This is a genomic window from Micromonospora halophytica, assembly GCF_900090245.1.
In the GTDB taxonomy this organism is placed as follows: domain Bacteria; phylum Actinomycetota; class Actinomycetes; order Mycobacteriales; family Micromonosporaceae; genus Micromonospora; species Micromonospora halophytica.
Map to the genome: position 1 here is coordinate 75288 of NZ_FMDN01000023.1, position 18418 is coordinate 93705.

At 70.2% G+C, this 18418-nt stretch carries 16 protein-coding genes and 1 tRNA gene; 8 read left to right on the forward strand and 9 right to left on the reverse strand.

Annotation, left to right across the window (positions count from 1 at the left end):
* Nucleotides 1–338 precede the first annotated feature (338 nt).
* Nucleotides 339–671 (reverse strand): cupin domain-containing protein, encoded by a 333-nt coding sequence (locus GA0070560_RS23755; RefSeq protein ID WP_091301623.1) that lies wholly within the window; start codon nt 669–671, stop codon nt 339–341.
* Nucleotides 672–1000: 329 nt separating this feature from the next.
* Nucleotides 1001–1417: a hypothetical protein gene (locus GA0070560_RS23760; protein WP_091301624.1), complete on the reverse strand. Its 417-nt coding sequence runs from the start codon at nt 1415–1417 to the stop codon at nt 1001–1003.
* Between the two features lie 374 nt (nt 1418–1791).
* On the opposite strand from GA0070560_RS23760, the gene GA0070560_RS23765 reads away from it, so the two are divergent.
* The 3 genes from GA0070560_RS23765 (at nt 1792) to GA0070560_RS23775 (ending at nt 6609) form a co-directional block, all read left to right on the forward strand.
* The gene (locus GA0070560_RS23765) at nt 1792–2370 is read left to right on the forward strand and encodes a TetR/AcrR family transcriptional regulator (protein ID WP_139131582.1); all 579 of its coding nucleotides are present in this window, start codon (nt 1792–1794) and stop codon (nt 2368–2370) included.
* Nucleotides 2371–2711: 341 nt separating this feature from the next.
* Complete coding sequence (locus tag GA0070560_RS23770) at nt 2712–4403, forward strand: FAD-dependent monooxygenase (RefSeq protein WP_091301628.1); 1692 nt, start codon at nt 2712–2714, stop codon at nt 4401–4403.
* A gap of 88 nt (nt 4404–4491) precedes the next feature.
* Nucleotides 4492–6609, forward strand: coding sequence for an MMPL family transporter (locus GA0070560_RS23775; RefSeq protein WP_091301630.1), 2118 nt, complete (start codon nt 4492–4494; stop codon nt 6607–6609).
* A gap of 277 nt (nt 6610–6886) precedes the next feature.
* On the opposite strand, the gene GA0070560_RS23780 is transcribed toward GA0070560_RS23775, so the two are convergent.
* Entirely contained in the window at nt 6887–7513 is a 627-nt protein-coding gene (locus GA0070560_RS23780; RefSeq protein WP_091301632.1) for a TetR/AcrR family transcriptional regulator, read from the reverse strand.
* 362 nt (nt 7514–7875) lie between these two features.
* Complete coding sequence (locus tag GA0070560_RS23785; RefSeq protein WP_091301634.1) at nt 7876–8991, reverse strand: MerR family transcriptional regulator; 1116 nt, start codon at nt 8989–8991, stop codon at nt 7876–7878.
* A 303-nt stretch (nt 8992–9294) separates the two neighbouring features.
* Here GA0070560_RS23785 and GA0070560_RS23790 point away from each other — a divergent pair, with 303 nt between their 5' ends.
* A complete protein-coding gene (locus GA0070560_RS23790) occupies nt 9295–10329 on the forward strand; it encodes a BtrH N-terminal domain-containing protein (RefSeq protein WP_091301636.1) in 1035 nt (344 codons plus the stop codon).
* On the opposite strand, the gene GA0070560_RS28395 is transcribed toward GA0070560_RS23790, so the two are convergent.
* Complete coding sequence (locus tag GA0070560_RS28395; RefSeq protein WP_139131583.1) at nt 10300–10818, reverse strand: hypothetical protein; 519 nt, start codon at nt 10816–10818, stop codon at nt 10300–10302. The two genes, GA0070560_RS23790 and GA0070560_RS28395, sit on opposite strands and share 30 nt — an antisense overlap.
* A 287-nt stretch (nt 10819–11105) precedes the next feature.
* Entirely contained in the window at nt 11106–11669 is a 564-nt protein-coding gene (locus GA0070560_RS23800; RefSeq protein WP_091301640.1) for an RNA polymerase sigma factor, read from the reverse strand.
* A gap of 96 nt (nt 11670–11765) precedes the next feature.
* Between GA0070560_RS23800 and GA0070560_RS28880 the strand changes: the two genes are divergently transcribed.
* The 3 genes from GA0070560_RS28880 (at nt 11766) to GA0070560_RS23810 (ending at nt 14522) form a co-directional block, all read left to right on the forward strand.
* Nucleotides 11766–11838: transfer RNA gene (locus tag GA0070560_RS28880), tRNA-Cys, on the forward strand.
* A 1-nt stretch (nt 11839) separates the two neighbouring features.
* A complete protein-coding gene (locus GA0070560_RS23805) occupies nt 11840–14107 on the forward strand; it encodes a hypothetical protein (protein WP_091301642.1) in 2268 nt (755 codons plus the stop codon).
* Between the two features lie 52 nt (nt 14108–14159).
* On the forward strand, nt 14160–14522 hold the full coding sequence (locus tag GA0070560_RS23810; RefSeq protein WP_091301644.1) for a hypothetical protein: 363 nt from the start codon (nt 14160–14162) through the stop codon (nt 14520–14522).
* 133 nt (nt 14523–14655) lie between these two features.
* Here GA0070560_RS23810 and GA0070560_RS23815 read toward each other — a convergent pair whose 3' ends face one another.
* Nucleotides 14656–15027: an ArsR/SmtB family transcription factor gene (locus GA0070560_RS23815; protein ID WP_091301646.1), complete on the reverse strand. Its 372-nt coding sequence runs from the start codon at nt 15025–15027 to the stop codon at nt 14656–14658.
* Nucleotides 15028–15387: 360 nt separating this feature from the next.
* On the opposite strand from GA0070560_RS23815, the gene GA0070560_RS23820 reads away from it, so the two are divergent.
* Nucleotides 15388–16410 carry a DMT family transporter gene (locus GA0070560_RS23820; protein WP_091301648.1) on the forward strand — a complete coding sequence of 341 codons (1023 nt, stop codon included), beginning with the start codon at nt 15388–15390 and terminating at the stop codon, nt 16408–16410.
* A gap of 74 nt (nt 16411–16484) precedes the next feature.
* On the opposite strand, the gene GA0070560_RS23825 is transcribed toward GA0070560_RS23820, so the two are convergent.
* Nucleotides 16485–17963 (reverse strand): endo-1,4-beta-xylanase, encoded by a 1479-nt coding sequence (locus tag GA0070560_RS23825; protein WP_091301650.1) that lies wholly within the window; start codon nt 17961–17963, stop codon nt 16485–16487.
* Nucleotides 17964–18103: 140 nt separating this feature from the next.
* Nucleotides 18104–18418, reverse strand: a 315-nt coding sequence (locus GA0070560_RS23830; RefSeq protein WP_139131584.1) for a transposase, incomplete at its 5' end; no start/stop codon positions are given.

Consider the following 18418-nt stretch of genomic DNA (forward strand, 5'->3'; position numbering starts at 1 on the left):
CGCTGAATATGTCGAGGCGCAGAGGAAGGCGTAGGTTTCGGCGTCGGGGACCAAGGCGACTTCACCTCGTTCGTCGACGGCCAGGCGATGCCGAGGACCCGGACTCCGCCGCCGTACCCGCGGAGCTGGAACGCCGGCCGGCCCGTGCCCGTTGACGTATCGGCTCCAGCAACCACGGGAAGGTGCTGTACTCGGTGCGCATGTGCTCGGCGTTCAGCCCTTGGCCGACCGGAAATCGTAGATCCGGTCGCGCAGCCGCAGCACGTTGCCGGGGTGCGGCATCCTGGCGGTCCGGTTTGCAGTAGATGCATCCCGAACCGCCTCGGTGGCGGTGTCGGTCAGCCGCGTTTGGCGACGGTGAGCAGGACGACCGCGTCCTCGAGTGCCTCCAGGGTGTGCCGGGCGTCGGGTACGACGAGCAGATCGCCCGCCGAGCCGGTCCATGAGGAGTCCCCGGTGGCCAGACGCACCTGTCCGTTCAACACGTGCACGGTGGCCTCGCCCGGGTTCTCGTGCTCGTCGAGCTTCTGTCCACCGGCCAGAGCGATGAGGGTCTGGCGTAACACCTTCTGCTGTCCGCCGTAAACCGTGTGTGCGCTACGGCCGTTTGTCGCGCCACGTGCGTTGTCGAGCTGCTGTCGTGCCAGGACGGTCAGCGATGTGTGCTCCATGTGGTACACCTCCGGTCGGCCGGAGCGATGTCCGGCATCAACGTCAGGGCGGTCGAGTCGGAGCATTCAGCTCCGCCCGTGATCGGTGGCGGGCCGCCGAGGCCGCCGGCGGCGACACGCCGACCTTGAACTGTACGGCTTCCTCTCGTCCGGCATCGCAGCGGCGAGTTGCCCACCGTGTTGGACGCCGCACTCAAGGATGCGAACCGTGGTCGTGCTGACGTCGAGCGATATCGGCGGCACCTCGACTGTGCGGAGGGGATCCGGGAGAGGGTGCCCGGCACACGGCGGCTCGACATCGCTTCACGCAAGCTGCGGGAGGAGGGACATCACCTACCTCTTCGCCGTATCAGGACCAGGGCCATGGCGGGCAGCATCAGGATGTGGCCCGCAGTCATCACTGCCGACTCGGGTATCGTGCCGGCCCAGAACGGCACGAGCAGCACCATGAACGACACGAGCATTGCAGCGTTCATCTCTACGATGCCGGCCCACTGGTGGCGACGGTAGCGCATCCAGGCCGTCATGCCCGTGCCCATGGTGAACAGCATGACCACGAGCCGCGCCTCCAGGCGATCCAGTATGTCGGCGTATCCGAGCAAGATGAGGGCGAGTCTGACGGCCATGCCCAGCACGACCATCCCGACGACCATCGCGGCCACCATCTCCGCGAAGTGTCCGGACAGGCGGCGCCACGGGACGCTCCGGGAGGTCGGTCCGGCAGTCGCTTCGTCGGACGCGGTCATGGATGTTGCCCCTTCGCTCCTGGAACATCGAGGGTACCGGCGTACGTGCCGTGTCGGATTGCGTTGGGCTGCGGTCAGTCTGCGCCTCGTGGCATCTGCGACAGCCGCGTCTCGCCGCCTCTCCCCGGCACACGCAGCCGCCCCACTCTAGCGAAAACAAGACATGAATGTCTAGATTCTGCCGGGCAGTCGACGCTGCATGCCCGGATCCAGACTGTCGCCGCCGCGTCCGACCAGGCCGCCTTCGCGCCGCTTCGCCCGATCCCACGACGGTCACGAGGGCCTTGACCTTCGACAGCCGAAGCTGAAGTGCACCTCGCCCGAAACGGTGGCGGTGTGGTGCCGCTACCGGAGCACTCTGCTAGTAAGGAGTCGTGCCGGAACTCGACTCTCCAGGGATGATGCGAAGCGACGCCGAGCGAAACCGCCGGACTCTGCTGAACGCCGCCGCCAAGGTCCTCGCGGAGAATCCCGGAGCCTCGATAGCGCAGGTCGCGCAGATTGCCGGCCTCGCTCGCGCAACGGTCTACCGTCATTTCCGCACCCGACAGGACCTGCTGGAGGCGATGCGCGCCGAAGCATTGGTCAGTGCGGCGGAGGCGATCGCCGGGTCGCGGCCTGACGAAGGGGATCCTCTTGACGCGCTCCGCCGCGCCGTGGAGGCCCTGGCGTCACACGGCGTACGCTTCCGAGCCTTGCTCGTCGAGGGTGTCGAGTTGGATCCCACCTTCCTGCAGGAGCGCGCCGAGGTGCTCAGCCCTCTGCGCGAGGTGGTCCGGCGGGGGCAGGAGGCGGGATTGATCCGTCCCGAACTGCCGGCTCAGTGGGTCGTCACGGCGATGGCCGCGCTGCTTGCCGCGGGCGTCCGTACGCTGGCCGGCGGGACCGATCACCGCGCCGTGGCCGATCTGATCTTCGAGACCCTCACCGACGGCGTCGCCACCAACCCTTGAGGCGTGCCAGGGGCTCTGTCGTCGCCCCTGGTCCGCGGGGTGTTCGGACGGTTGGCGGCAGGAGTTTCAAGCCCTGCGCCGCCCGGCGGCACTCGCGCATCGCCCTCCGTTCCAGCGCCGGTCTCGCCGGGTGTCGGCCACAAGGACCGTTGCGCTGCTGGTCGCGCTGACCGCGGTGCGGCCTCGCTTCCGCGCCGCTTTCCCTTGCGTGGGGTGTCCTGCGCCCTCGTACTGACACCCGCCTCGATCCTGTCCGGAAGGCACTCGGGCGGCGCGTCGGAGCGAGGGCCCTGGCGGTACGGCGCGGTGCGCCGACGGGGAAGCGCAGAACCTAGACGCCGATGTCTCACTTAGGCTACGGTTGCCGCCGGCAGTCACCTCCCCGACCACTGCCTGAAGGGAAGGAAGAAGTGACTTCTGAGCGCCCTGTCCCAAACGTCCCGAAGCACCAGCCGCTACCGGCGTCGGACGTGGAACCTCAGGTCGACGTCCTGGTAGTCGGCGCCGGTCCGACCGGTCTGACCGCAGCCTCCGAAGCGATCCGACACGGCCTGTCTGTCCGGATCGTCGAGAGCAGGCCGTACCGCTCCACCTTCTCGAAGGCTCTTGTAGCCCATGCCCGAACGCTCGAGGTGTTCGAGACGATGGGGATCGCCGACGAGTTCCTCGCCGAAGGCACCAGGTTCGCGGCGCTGAACACCCACGCCGGGCACCGGCGCCGCGCCGTTCGTGTCGACTTGCTCGATCAACCCTGGGGCGACACCGCCTATCCGTTCTGGCTGTCCATACCCCAGTACGCGACCGAACGCATCCTCGAGGACCACCTCAACGCGCTCGGGGGCGAAGTGGAGTGGCAGACCACCCTCGATCGCCTCCAGGACAATGGCGACCACGTCGAAGCGACGCTGACCCGCGCGGACGGCGAAGACGAGGGGGTACGCGCTCGCTGGGTGGTCGGTGCCGATGGCGGACGCAGCCGGGTACGCGAGCAGGTCGGCCTGCGGCTGGACCGCGCGGACGCGGGGGCGACCTTCATCCTCGCTGACGTCAAGACCAGCGCGAACCTGACCGAGGACGAGGGACACGTCTTCCTCCACCCAGCAGGGCTGCTGCTGATCGTGCCGATGCCGCAACCCCGCCGCTGGCGGATCATCGCCCATGTGCCGACACCCCCGGTAGGCGCGCCGCTCACCATCGACGCTCCCCTTCTGGATGACCTGATCCGGGAACGCTCGGGAATCGAGTTCGGCAGCCACGACGTCGTGTGGGAGTCGCAGTTCAACCTGAGCCACGGCGTGGCCGATCACTACCGCCGTGGGCGGGTGTTCCTCACCGGTGACGCGGCGCACGTCCACAGCCCGGTCGGCGGGCAGGGCCTCAACACCGGGGTGCAGGACGCGCACAACCTGCTGTGGAAGCTGGGCCTCGCCCGGCGGATGGACGCCGAGCCCGCCGAGCGGCTGCTCGACAGCTACGAGGCGGAGCGCCGCCCGGTCGGCCACGCGATGGTCCGGGGCACCGCCCAGGTCACCCGGATCCTGACGACCCGAGGGAGTCTGATCCGAACGGTGGTGGGTGCGATGGCGCCCAGGGTCATCCGACGCTCCGCCGTCCAGGCCCGACTCGGCCGTAACGTCGGCATGCTGGAGATCGCATACCCGGACAGCCCGATCGTGCCTGCGGCCGCAGTGGCGGCCGGGGCCGGCCGCCGCATGCCGAACCCGGAACTGCGGTCCGGCGGACGGCTCTACGAGCGACTGGACCGTACCGCCCACACCTGGGTGGTACGGGGATCCACCGACGAAGCTGCCCCTGACCGGAACCACCCTCGGTGGAAAGGCATACCGCTGGTTCACGTCAGCAACGAGGCACTGCTCCGTCACGTCGACGGCGTGGCGCAGGTGACGCTCGTCCGCCCCGACCGCTACATCGCCGCAGCCGGGGACACCCCAGAGTCGGTCTGGTCCCAGGTCGACGGCCGGCTGATCCCTACGTCGGACGTCGTGGCCGGCCCGCCGGCGACGAGCGATTGACCGACACATCTCTCAATCCGACATCTGTCCGCGGACGGGCCGGCTCCGAACACCGGATCCACCCGCCTGACTGGAGGAGGTTCCACCCTTGCTTGCTGCACTTGGTCGGTTCTCGGTGCGCCACCGCTGGTTGGTGGTGGTCACCTGGGTGCTCTTGTTGATAGGTGCGCTAGGGGCGGGCCGTGAGTTCGGAGGGTCGTTCACCAACGACCTGACGCTCGCGGACACCGATTCCCAGGCCGCCTACGACACCCTGCGGGATCGCTTTCCCGACATGTCCGGGGACGGAATGCAGGTCGTCATCCACCGCGACAGCGGTGTCACGTCGCCCGAGGTCCAGCATGCGGTCGACGCGTCCCTGGCGGAGGTCCGCGCCGACCGGGACATCGCGGCCGCCCAGTCCCCGTACGGCCCGGGCCAGCGCCTGGTCTCCGACGACGGCCGCACCGCCATCGCCACCGTTCAGTTCAACGAACGCGCCAAGGACATCCCGCGGGAGACTCTCGAGCAGGCCCAGGCGTCCTTCGAGCCGCTTCGCGACCTGGGCTTGCAAGTCGAATACGGCGGCCCGGCGGTACAGACGGAGTCCGGCCCCTCGGGCAGTGAGGTCTACGGCCTGGTCGCCGCCGTCATCGTGCTGCTCATCGCGTTCGGATCGCTGTTCGCCATGGTCGTGCCGATCGTCACGGCACTGATGGCGCTGGGCGTCGGCATGGGCGTGATCGAACTGCTGGCCAACTCGGTCACCATCGGCACTTCCGGCCCGGTCGTCGCCGCCATGATCGGTCTGGGCGTCGGCATCGACTACGCGCTGCTGGTCGTCACGCGTCACCGCGAAGGGCTTTCACTCGGTCACGATCCGCACGAGTCCATCGAGCGGGCCATGCGGACGGCGGGGCGTGCGGTCCTCGTCGCCGGCGCAACGGTGATCGTCGCGATCCTCAGCCTCTACCTGATCGGTATCCCGTTCGTCTCCGCCCTCGCCCTGGCCAGCGCGATCACCGTCGCGGCCACCCTGCTCGCCGCGGTGACGCTGCTGCCCGCCCTGCTCGGGATCTTCGGTGGCAAGCTGGATCGGCTGCGCATCCGGCGGATCCAATTCGACCACGGCGGCGGCCGGGAGAGCGGCTGGCACCGCTGGGCGCGCGGAGTGCAACGGTGGCGCTGGATCGCGGTGCCACTGGCCGCCGCCCTGCTCGTCATCCTGGCGCTGCCATTGACGTCACTGCGGCTGGGCACCGGCGACGGTGGGTCGCAGCCGACCGAGTCGACCCAGCGGAAGGCATACGACCTGGTCACCGAGGACTTCGGTCCCGGGAGGACCGGTCCGTTGCTGGTGACCGTCAGCTACCCCACCGGCACCTCTGCCCAGCAGGCCGGCGGCGAGCTGCGCGCGGAGCTGCTCGCCATCGAAGGGGTGACGCAGGTGTCGCCGCCGCGGGTCGACACGCAGGGGAGTACTGCGCTGCTGACGGTGGTGCCGAGCGGCTCCCCCGACGACGAATCCACCGAGCGACTGGTGCACCGCCTGCGCAGCGATGTACTGCCCGAGGCAGCCGCCGGAGCTGAGACGCACGTCGGCGGTGCCACGGCAACCAGCATCGACCTGGCAGACAAGCTCGACGAGCGGATGATCTGGTTCATGCTGCTCGTCGTCGGCCTGGCCTTCCTGGTTCTGCTGGCCGAGTTTCGCTCGCTGCTGGTCCCGCTCGTGGCGGTCGTGATGAACCTGCTCGCCGTCGGTGCCGCGTACGGTCCGGTGGTGGCAGTGTTCCAATGGGGCTGGTGGCCGGCTGAACTCATCGGCGCGCAGCCCGGCCCGGTCGAGTCGTTCGCCCCGGTCATGCTCTTCGCCGTCCTGTTCGGCCTCTCCACCGACTACGCGGTGTTCCTGCTCAGCCGCGTCCACGAGGAGTTCAAGCAAACAGGCGACGCACGGCGTTCCATCGTCAACGGCATGGGCGCCACCTCGCGTGTGATCATGGCGGCCGCGTCGGTGATGGTCGTCGTCTTCGCCAGCTTCGTCCTCAACGACCAGCGCACGGTCAACCTCTTCGGATTCGGCCTGGCAACCGCCATCGCGATGTACGCGCTCGTCGCCATGCTCGTACTGACCCCCGCGCTGCTCGCCGTTCTCGGCCGGGCCGCGTGGTGGTTCCCCGGGGAGTCCAGGCACCGGCCGACCCCCGCGAACCTCGAGCCGTAGACGGATCCGTTCGAGGCCGCCTCGGCGAATCCGACCGCGCCGGCAACGATGACTCCGCCGGCCACCACGTCGTCAGCGGCACCACCTCCTGATCGGATCCCACCACCGTCCGGGCCCGGCCGTTCACGGCCGGGCCCGGACGGGCACCCACGACCCCCGTTCACCGATGCGCCGTGAACCCGCGCCGCAGTTGACCGTCCGTCCACCGTCGGGCCGCAACCAGGGCCGCTACGTCCCGCCGTTCGCCTCCGGGTCTCCTTGCGAGCGATCCCGAGGCTCAGGGCGTGGTCGCCCCGCCGTCGGCAGGTAGCGGCCGAGGCAGTTCCCCGGTCACGTACCGTTGGATGGTTGGACCGACGACCGCGACGACCCACTCCGCGGAGGCGCCCGCCATCGGCGGGAGTGCCAGGACGTAGCGAGTGGTGGCCAGACCGGACAGCTGCGAGGCGATCAGGGCAGCGCGCAGGCTGGCCTCCCGCCGATCCACCCCCAACCGCCTCAGTAGTTCACCGGCGACCGCCGGGAGGACCGCCTCGCGCACCAGATCCGCCGTCGGTCCTCCCGTCACCGCGGTGCGCAGCAGCGCACTCGCGTTGGCGCCGGCACCGCCCTCCCACACTTCGAGGAAGCGGGCGACCATCCGCTCGCCGAGGGTGTCCACGTCACCGGCGAACAGGTCCGACAACAGCCCCTCCGGATCGACCGCCGTACGCACGGCCGTTCGGAACAGCTCGACCTTGCTGCCGAAGTAGTGGTGCACCAGAGCGGGGTCCACAGCTGCCACCGACGCGACCTGCCGGATCGAGACACCGTCATATCCCCGGGCCGCGAAGGCGTCCCGGGCCGCGGCGAGGATGGCCGCCCGGGTCCCCGCCTCGCCTGGCCGGCGGCCCGTACGTGGCATCTGGCCCTCCTCCGAACCGCAGGGCAACTCTCTTGGAAACTGCGCCTCGGTGGTGTGTCGATCGCGGTCCGTTCCGCCGACCACCATCGACACCGTCGCCAGCAGGTCGGCTCAGCGTAGGCGGCGCCGCGTCGGCCAAGGGCTGTTCCGGTGACCAGTGTGCACGACCGTGGGGCTGATGCCGTCAGGGCCCTGGACGGGGGGAGGGTACTGCCATGTCACCGATCTCCCCGGGCGTCGTTGGTATCCCGCCGTCTGGGACCTGCCCGGTGGGCACGTGGAGCCGGGGACCGCCTGGCGCGGCACTTGCTCGAGAGCTTCGCATCGCTCACTCACACAGCTCATGAGCGGGACCGCCCGGTTCAGGCTACGAGCAGGCGGAGACCGAGCTCTGCGGTGTCGAGGGCGACGAGGTCGCGGTTGCGTTCGGCCCACCGGCCTGAGGAGAGGTCTTCGCGGAGGGTGCTGACTGCCCGTTGCTCAGCCTGCGGTCCGACTCTGGTCCATACCGAGACCGCGCGGCGTACGTGTTCGTCCAGGTACGCCTCGGGCCGGCGCCAGTGTGCCTCGAAGAAGCCGTCAGCGCAGTCCCACGGGACGAGCACCGGCTCCGCGCGTCCGCCGATCGCGCGGGTCAGGTCGGCCAGGGACGGCCAGCCGACGAGGAGGTCGGCGAACTCTGGCAGGTAGTCGCGGGTGAGCCAGAACCGCTGACGCCAGCCGGTGTCGTCGGCGTCGTACGTGAACACCACCACGCGGCGGGCCACCCGGCGCATCTCCCGTAGCCCGGCGACCGGGTCCGGCCAGTGATGGACGGTGCTGACCGCCATCGCGGCGTCGAAGGACTGGTCCTCGAACGGCAGGCTCTCCGCAGCGGCGGCCACGCACGGCGCCGCGCCCACGGGACGCTGCGCCCGCATGACCGCCGATGGTTCCACCGCCGTGACGTCGCGGTCGGGTGGTTCGTAGGAGCCGGTGCCGGCCCCGACGTTCAGCACCGTTCGTGCGTCTCCCAGCGCATCCCAGATGCGGGCGGCGATGCGTGGTTCGGTGCGCCGCGTCGCCGGGTAGGCGGATCCGATGGCGTCGTACAACTGCGCACCGAACATCTTCAGCTGTTCCTCCGGTGTCGTCCTGATTCCCATTGCTCGTGCCTCCAGTTCCCTGTCTATGGCCGTCACCATGGCGGCAGCGCGGTCGCGCTGGTCCATCAGCAGACCGCGCAGCCGGCACAGGTGCGCGACCGCGTCGGCGGCCGGGTCGTCGACCAGATCCGCGATCTCCCGCAGTCCGAAGCCGAGCCGCCGGTAGGCGAGCACCTCCCGGAGTCTCTCCACGTCGCCGGCGGAGTAGGCCCGGTGCCCAGCCGCGGTCCGCGTGGACGGCTCCAGGAGGCCGATTTCGTCATAGTGGTGCAGGGTGCGGACGCTGACGCCGGCCAACTCCGCCACCCGCCCCACGGTCAGGTGCTCCTCCACGCCACCGACTATGTGCCATGACGCCGCGTGAGGAGCAAGTGCTTCGCTGCTCGTCGCCCCGCCCCAGATTCCGCCCGTGCGGGTGTCGACCGGAGACGCCCGCACCTCTGTGGCGGCCGAGCGCACGGCCCGCGAGCGCGCCTGGTACGTGGCCGGCCGGGCCCGTTCCATGATGGCTTGTCCCGCGGAGCGCTACCTCGTTCCACCCGCGTCCGGCGTACCCACGGCCGAGCTCCGCACCGAGATCGCCTGGCCGGTCCGACCCATGTCCGGTCCGTCCGGACCAGCAGATCAGGAGACCCGATGATCATCGAGAACGTGGCGTTCCCCGGCGGTCGGCACTGCGAGACCACCACGCTCGGCGCCCTGCTGCGCCACGAGGGCGTCGACCTGTCCGAGCCCATGCTGTTCGGTCTCGGCGAAGGACTGGGCTTCGTCTACTGGGACGCCAAGAGCATGGACTTTCCATTCCTCGGCGGCCGGACCAAGCCGACCGCGATCATCCGGACCGTGGCCGACCGGCTGGGCCTGACCCTGCGCATCGAGGAGACCGCCTCACCCCGTAAGGCCTGGCGCAATGTCGTCGCCGCCCTCGCCGCCGGACAGCCGGTCGGTCTGCAGCTGGACTCCTACCACCTGGACTACTTCACCACGAAGGTCCACTTCGGGGGCCATTTCGTCGCGATGTACGGCTACGACGACACCCACGCGTACCTGATCGACACCGTCCAGCAGGGCGGCACCGTGACGACGACGCTGCCGAGTTTGGAACGAGCCCGCAACGAACGCGGACCGATGACCGCCCGCAACCTGTCGTACACCATCGCCGGCCCCACCGGCCGGCGGCCCGATCTGGGCGACGCGATCCGGACGGCCATCGGCAACAACGCGCACACCTTCCTCAACCCACCCATCGCCAACCTCGGTCACCGTGGCATCGGCAAGGCGGCCCGACAGGTGACGCGGTGGTTCGAGCGCGCAGGGGATCCGTCCCGCGACCTCCCGCTGGCCGCGGCGCTGATGGAACGCGGCGGGACCGGCGGCGCCCTGTTCCGCGCCATGTACCGCGACTTCCTCGCCGAATGCGCCACGATCGTCGACGACGACAACCTCCGCCTCGGTCACCAGCTGTACGCCGAGATCGCCCCGTTGTGGACCGAGGTCTCCCAGCACATCGTGACCGCCGGAGAAACCGGCCACCCCGACCACCTGACCCGCGCTGCGGCAATCCTCACCGAACTCGCGGACCGAGAACGCCACGCCATGCAAGTCCTGGCCGGCATCCTCACCCCGTCTGCACCCTCGAGGTCAGCGGAGTCCGAGTGTGACGGCTCCTGAGGTGCCGTCACGGTAGGTCACCTCGGCTTCGACACCGTCTGTGACCGCGTCCTCGAACTCGTCGCCGGGAAACCAGAGTGCGAAGTGACCCCCGGAGACTGTGGCCTCTACCGGGCCATGCTCTGCGCTTGCCCAGGTCACCCCGACCACGTCGGAGCCGGCGTGCCCGACGGCCACCGATACGGTGCCGTCGGCGACGGTCCCCGCGCCGAAGTCGGTCGCGCGCACCTCGCGCGGAGCCGGCTCGGTGAAGTCGTCCGGCTCGCCGATCGAGCCGACCCAGGCGTCGGAGAAGAGGCCGAGCCTGTCGTTGGTCAGGCACATGGCCGAGAAGCCCTCGTCGCCGGCCAGGACCACCATCGTCCAGTCGCCGCGCTGCTCGGACACGGCGGCCCGGGCGGTCGCCAACTGCCGGTTGGCGCTGTGGAGATGGCCCTTCTGCTGTTCACGACAGGATTCCGCGGCCTTCGCAGCCGCCTTGGGGGCCATCGTGGCCGGGCTGGGGGTCCAGCTGGCGAAGGCCTGGTCGTTGTCGGAGAGGGGCAGGAGGGCCCCGGCAGCGACCGCAACCGCGATGGTGCCGCAGGCGAGGACCAGCCATCGGGTGCGTCGTGGCTCGGCCGGCCTGGCCCCGGACGGTCGGGGTGGTCTGCCGGACTCCGGATCGGTCGCGAGGATTCGGGCGAGGTCGGCCTGCGCGCGAGGGCTCCGGGGGTCGGCCTCACGGTCGGCAGGGTCGAGCGAGCGCAGGCTGCTCAGGGCGGCGTCGTGACGCTTCATGACGTGATCCCTTCGGGGAGGTTCGCCGGCGTGGGCAGGGATGGCGGAAGGTGGCCGGTGTGGAGTCTGAGGGCCCGTCGTGCCTTACTGAGGCGCAGCCGGAACGCGACGGACGAGATGTCGAGCACGCGGGCCGCTTGCGGTGCGGTGAGTCCTTCGAAGACGCTCAGGGCGAGGGCTTCCTGGTGCACGTCGGAGAGCCGTCGCCAGGCGTGGGCGAGATCGACCTGGTGGGCGATCACCTCGGTGTCGAGGTGTGCCACTGCCGCCGTCGGAGCCTCTGCGAGGCGGACCCGCAGCGCACGCTGACGGCTGGCTCCACGCACGGTGTTGAGGATCACGCCGCGTGCGATACCGAAGAGCCACGCGCGCGCGTCCCCGGTCTGGTCCGGCAGGTCGTCGAGCCGACGCCAGGCAACCAGGAACGCGTCCGCAGCCACATCCTCGGCCTGCGTCGGATGGACCCGGCGCTGGATGAACCGGAGGAGGTCGGCGTACGTGGCTTCGTACAGTCGAGTGAACCGGGCTTCGCGCTCCGGGACGTGGCGCTGCTCGCTCATGACCTGTACCTGTCCGGCATGCAGACGAGTGTGTCTCTGCCGCGGCGAGATCTCGGCTGCGGGGGCGCCGGAGGCCTGCGTACAGTGTCGCGGCATCAGCGTGTAGCTCAGTGAGGAGAGCACCGGGCGGCAATCCCGGATGGCGCGGGGGCGGGACCCGCCACGCTGGCGTGAGCGACAACGAGATCGGCGTCGGCGCGGCGTACGCCCTGGGCCAGCTGGCGCGTGCCCTGACGACCGCCCGGACGCACGAGGACGCGGCCACCCGCCAGCGGGCCGAGCTGAGGGTACGCCGCTGGCAGCAGGTCGTGGGCGGGATGGCCGGGGGAGGGCTGGACATCGGTTCGCGTACCCCGGTGAAGGGCTTGCCGGCGTGGGTGACGCCGGAGGTGCTCCACGGCGGGTTCGCGACCGGCGAGCCGGCGGCAGGTGGTCCGCTGCGCCCGGACGAGATCGATCGGGCGCAGCGACTGGGCCTGCCGGCCGACCGCCGGGCGCTGTTCTGGTCCTGGTTGACCGACGCGGGACTGGCGGAGCTGGGCGAGCTGCTCGACAGCGGCCGCTACCGGCTGGAGTACGCCGAGGAGGCGGCGCTGCCGGTGGTGGCGTGGCTGCTGCGCGCCGGCGACCGGGACGCGGCCCTGGGCATCCTGGAGGAGATCGCGCCATTGGCCGACCGGCTGCGGCTCACCCCGGCTCCCAGCGATCAGCAGGCCGGCGACCCGGACGTCGTGTACCGGCAGACGGCGGGGGACGTGCGCCGGACCCTCGAGCAGCGGCAGCCGAACGCGCAGATCGAGACGATGCGCGAGGCGCTGACGGTGTGGAATCCGTTCGCCGACGAGTTGCTGTCCCTGTGGTGCGAGACCATCGACGGCGGCAGGATCGGCGCGATGACGCCGGACGGCTGGTTGCCGCGAGCCGAGCAACTGCTGGCCCGCTACCAGCATCTCGCCGTCGAGCACACGCGCTGCACCAAGCATCGCGACCCGAGGGGCAGCATCGGCGTACTGCGAACGGCGCTGGAGCGACGCGTGGCCGGAACGGAGCTGACGGCGCGTGAGCGCGGCCTGGTCGGGAGCATGGTGGAGGCGATGCTGCGCAAGCGCGGCCGTCCGGGCAGCGCCGAACACACCGCGGTACGCCAGCAGCAGGCCCACGAGGCGGCGCTGCCCCGCCACCATCAGCTCGCGCAGCTGGTCGCGACCCGGCTGGCCGGCCTACCCCAGGACAGTGGTATCAGCGACGTCGATCACCTGCTGCGCCCGGTCGATGCCGAGGAGGCCCACCTCTCCGGCGGGGCGGTGGGTTGGCCGGTGCCCCGTCCGATCGCCCGAGTGGTCGCCCGCGCTGCCGCCGGAACCCCGGAGCAGCTGATCGACCGCGGCGTCATCGTCTCGGTGGAGGTGCTGGCGCAGCTCACCCCGCGGCTGGCCGCGGCGACCGCCGCCTCGGCCTACCCGGATCCGGCGCTGCGCGTCCTGATGGACGCCACGTACCGGGCTTTTCGTCATCGCCGCTCGTTGTTGCTGCTGAACCTGGAGCACCAGGTCCGCCTGGCCGAGCTGCCGTGGGTTCAAGCGGTCGCGTCCGCCCGGATCGATACCAGCGACACCCGTGCCCAGGCGCGGCGCACCCTGCTCCGACTGGCTTCCGCCGCGGTCTGCGGGTTCCCGGCCACGGTGCTGCCCAACCCGCTCGTCGGCGAACTGTCGACGCTGTCGAGGCAGGCGGGCCTGGAGCTGCCGTGGGTCGAGGAACTCGCGGCCGACATCTTCATGGGCAGGTTCTCGGCGAAGTTCCTCCACGCCGCCACCCTCGCCGGCCGGCGGCTCGCGGGCAGCCTGTACGCGCGGTACTACGACATCGACTACCCGGCCATCGCCGTGATCGACGACAACCGGCTGATTCGGCGTGCACGCACCTCGGACGCCTTTGATCGGCTGTGCCGCGATCGTGCCGGCGCCCCCCGCAAGCGGTCGTGGTTCCAGGTCGCGGCCAACGGGATGGTCATCGAACAGGCGCAGATACTGACCACGCACAACCTGGCCACGATCGTCGAACTCGGCGTCGACCTGCCCTCGGCGGACCTCGCGAAGCAGTGTGTGGACACCGTGCTGCGGCTGACGGCGCGGATCCACCGCAACCCGCGGCCGTTGGGTACGGTCAAGAACACCGCGTACGCGTGGCGGCAGATGCTGTTCTTCCTGTCGCTGTCCTCCCGGGAGGAGCAGGCGGCCTTCCCGGTGTACGTCGAACAGCGGCTGGCCGACCAGCCAGACCATGTGCGGACCCGGCTGGCGCCCGCGGTGACCGGACTGGCGCACGTGACCAGCGGCGGCGGGTTCGACCCGGACGGCAAGGCCGGCACCGGCCGAAGGCTGCTCGGCTGGACCACGAGCGACCACTGGATGCTCGACCCGGGACCGCGGGCCTGAGACGCGGCGGGGCAGCTGCCAGGGTGGTCGCACCAGCGTGAAGGGGAGGAAGATGCTCGACGTATCGGCCCGCCAGTTCGTCGAGGACGGGCGAGGGCTGTCGCCCGAATCTCTCGCTGCGGCATTCGACCGCGCGGTCGCCCTGCGCCGAGCGGGTGGCAGAGAGGCGAGCCGAGCGACGAAGCCCTCGGCCGCGGAGAACTCGGAGCTCGAGCGGGCCGTTCGGTCCGCGTTGCTGCCGAGGGCCGAGGAGCTGAACGCCTTCCGAGACGGGCTGCACGCCGATGCCAAGAGTGCCCTGATGATCGCGGGTCGCGCGATCCTCAAGGTCGAGCAGTTGTCCGCCGAGCAGTACCACGTGCTCGTCGAGCCGTTCGTCGAGGTCGGCGTCGACGTCCCTGCACATCCCGGGTGACAGACATCCGGGAGGCGAGCACCTCTCGCCGTCGCCGTCCGCACCACCGGCCGCCGCACCGCCCTCGGCCCCGCCTGGTCTGATGCCTGGTCCCCGGTACCGCCACGGTGAGAGCGGCTTGGAGGGGTGCCGCTCAGCGCGCCTTCTTCGTCGCCCGCTTGCGGGGCGGTGTCAGAAGGTCGGCGATCGCCGCGATCGCGGACGGCACTATGCGGTAGTACGCCCACACGCCGCGCTTGTCGCGCTCGATCAGGCCGGCCTCGGTGAGGATCCGCAGGTGATGACTCACGGTCGGCTGGGAGAGCCCGAGCGGTGCGGTGAGGTCACTGACGGACACCTCGCCCTCCGGAGCGGACTGGATCAGGCTGAGCAGCCGCAGCCGGGCGGGGTCGGCGAACGCCTTCAGCACTCCGGCGAGCCGCTCGGCATCGGCACGTTTGATCGGCTCGCCAGTAAGCGGCGAGATGGCAGGCGGAGCAGTTTTGGCAGTTCCCACGGCTCCCATCGTCGCACCAACACCATCGATTGGCTGGGGGAACCGGAAGCGCGTCGTGGTCAGTTTTGCCGGTGTGGAGCCGTGCTGATGCTTCCCGGCCGGCACGGCCCCGCCCGGATCACCCCGCCCGAGCCCTCAGGGGCGGGCGGAGTACGCCTCGACCCGGCGTACCACGGTTCTCCTCGTCCGCCACGGCCGCGACGACCCGCTCACCTCGGCGACCGCGCTACAGCAGTGGCGCCGCTATACTTCCGGACCGTGTAAGTTCCGCTCACTCTCCGGTGGTCATTTCTTCCTGATGGAACGCCCCGTGGAGCTTGCCGCAGTGGTCGAGGAAGCGTTCGCCGCGTTGCCGTGGAGGGGAGTCCGATGAGCCGCGCCGCCTTACGGGGAAGCGCGCTGGTGGCGGCGTCTGCGGCGGGCTTCGGGCTGATGCCCGTCTTCGCCCGCTACGCCTACTCGGCCGGCCTCACCGTATCGACACTTCTCTTCCTGCGGTTCGCGCTCGCCGCCGCGCTGCTCTTCGGCTACCTCGCGATCCGACGCCGGCTGCCCAGGCGCGTCACCGCCCGGCAGGTCGGCGCCCTGCTGTTGCTCGGGGCGGTGCTGTACGCCCTGCAGTCGCTGTTCTACTTCTCCGCGGTGGAGCACATCTCGCCGGCCCTGGCCGTACTGCTGCTCTACCTGTACCCGGCCTTCGTGCTGCTGCTGTCGAGTGCCCTCGGCCGGCATCGGCCCCCGCTGGCCGGGGTGGGCGCGATCCTGCTGTCCCTGGCCGGCATGGCGCTGGTGCTGGGTCGTCCGAGCGCCGCCCTCAGCCTGGTCGGCGTGCTGTACGCGGTCGGCGCCGCTGTGGTCTACGCGATCTACATCGTCGTGGGCGATCGCGCTTCGGCCGGCTTGCCGCCGATGACCACCAGCGCCTTCGTCGCGCTCTTCGCCGGTACGTCCTTCCTGGTGGTCGGAACCGGCACCGACGCGCTCCGGTTCGGCTTCCCCACCAGCGCCTGGCTACCGATCTTCGGCGTCGCCGTCGTCTCCACCGTGGTGGCGATCGGCGCGTTCTTCGCGGGCATGGCCGTGATCGGTCCCACCCGGGCCTCGATCATGAGCATGGTGGAACCTGTCGTCAGCATCGGCGCGGCCTGGCTGCTGCTCGGCGAGGCGATGACGCCGCTGCAGGTGCTGGGCGGTGCCGTGGTGCTGGCCGGAGCGATCTGGGGCGTCACCGGGGCCGCAGCCGGCACCCTCGCCGAGCCGGGGGTGCCGGCGCCGCCGGCCTACGGCCCGGGTACGGAAGGCAACGCGGTCAGGACGCCTGTACGGGCAGTGCCAGCTCCGGCCGACGTTCCGGACCAAGCTCGGCGCAACCCGTCACCAACCGACCGGTAGTGCCCGAGCGCCCTCCGGCCCGGCGGAGCCTCCGCCGGGCCGGAGCGTTTGCTGGTCCGGTTGCCGAGACGGTGTCACCCGACCCGGACGAGTTGCCACTGCTGGTTGGCGCCGTTCCAGTCGGTGTACTGGACGATGTTCGCGCCGTCGGCCGTCGAGGCGCCCTGCACTTCGACCGCCTTGCCGCTCTGCCGGCTGATCAGCCGTACGTGACCGCCGGAGTCGGCGATGCGGAACTGTTGGTTGGTCCCGTTGTGATCGGCCCACTGGACGATGGCGGCGCCGTCGGCGGTGGAGAAGTTGTAGACGTCGAGGACCTTGCCGGAGTGCCGCGACTTGATCCGGTAGTAGCCGCCGCCGGAGTCGACGAACTGCCACTGCTGCCAGTTGCCGTTGTTGCGTGACCACTGGGTGATCCGCGCCCCGTCGTTCGTGGCCAGGTTGTACACGTCGAGCGCCTTGCCGCTGTTCCGGTTCACCAGCACGTACCAGGCACTGGTGTCGACCGGCCCCGGCGGCGGAGTGGTGCCGCCGGCGTTGAGCGCGTTCAGGGTGCTGGTGTAGGCGGGCTTCTTGTTGCCGTTGCTGTCGAAGAGCAGGGGGTTGTCGCTGCGCCAGGAGTCGCTGTCGCGTACGCCCCAGACGGTGATGCCGGTGCAGCGGGCCACGGCGAGGCAGGCTCGGGTGACGGCGGCGTACATGGCGGCCTGGTTGGAGCCTTGGGTGATGTCGAGTTCGGTGATCTGGACGTCGACGCCCAGGTCGGCGAAGCGTTGGAGGTTGGCCTGGTAGTCACCGGGCAGGCTGGTGCCGAGGTGCGACTGGAAGCCGACGCAGTCGATCGGCACGCCGCGAGCCCTGAAGTCGCGGACCATGTTGTAGACGCCGGTGGACTTGGCGTTGATGCCGTCGGTGTTGTAGTCGTTGTAGCAGAGCTTGGCGGCGGGGTCGGCGGCGCGGGCGGTGCGGAAGGCGACCTCGATCCAGTCGTTGCCGGTGCGCTGGAGGTTGGAGTCGCGGCGGGCGCCGCTGGTGCCGTCGGCGAAGGCTTCGTTGACGACGTCCCAGGAGTGGATCCTGCCCCGGTAGTGGGTGGCGACCTGGGTCACGTGGTTCATCGCGGCGGCGCGCAGGGTGCTGCCGGAGAGGTTCTGCGCCCAGCCCGGTTGCTGGGCGTGCCACAGCAGGGTGTGGCCGCGGACCTTCATGCCACGGGCCTGGGCGTGGCTGACGATCTGGTCGCCGCCGGTGTAGCGGAACTGGTTCTGGGACGGTTCGGTGGCGTCCCACTTCATCTCGTTCTCCGCGGTGACCGAGTTGAACTCCCGGTCGAGGATGCCGGTGAACTGGCTGTCGGTCAGCTTGAACGCGGGGACGGCGGCACCGAAGTAGCGGCCCTTCTCCGCGGCGGAGGTGCCCAGTGTGGTGCCGGCGCTGGCGGAGCCGGCGATCACCAGCGGGGCGCCGGCAACGATCAGTGCGGCGGTCAGCAGGGCCAGGATCGCCTGTAGCCGGTGCGGGAGTCGCCGTTGCGGCGGGCGGAACTGTTGCATCTTTTTCACTGCCTTTCCGGGTTTCTGCCAGCGGTGGTCGAGTGGGTCAGGCGCTGCCGATAGTCAGTGTTATCGCTAACACCAACGGGTTGCTGTTGAGATGTGGACGGGGTTTGTCGGGGGATCCGGGCTCATCGAAGTTAAGCGGGGTTGAGTTGTCCGCGGTGGCGTCGGGTGGTGGCGGTGCGGGTGCGTAGGCGCTGGTTCTCGGGGTTGCGGAAGCCGTAGGCGTCGCGGGCGACGGTTTTGATGACTCGGTTGGTGCCTTCTGAGCCGGCGTTGGTGATGCCGGTGGTCAGGAACGCCTGGATCTGTGGCCACCAGGTCTCGATGGTGGTGGCGAGCCGGTGTAGTTCGGGCAGGTCAGTGGCGGCGCAGCGGGCGTAGAAGCGGTGCAGCAGCCGGTGGATCTGTTCCCGGTCGGGCTGGGTGCGGGCGGTGGCGAGCAGGTCGAG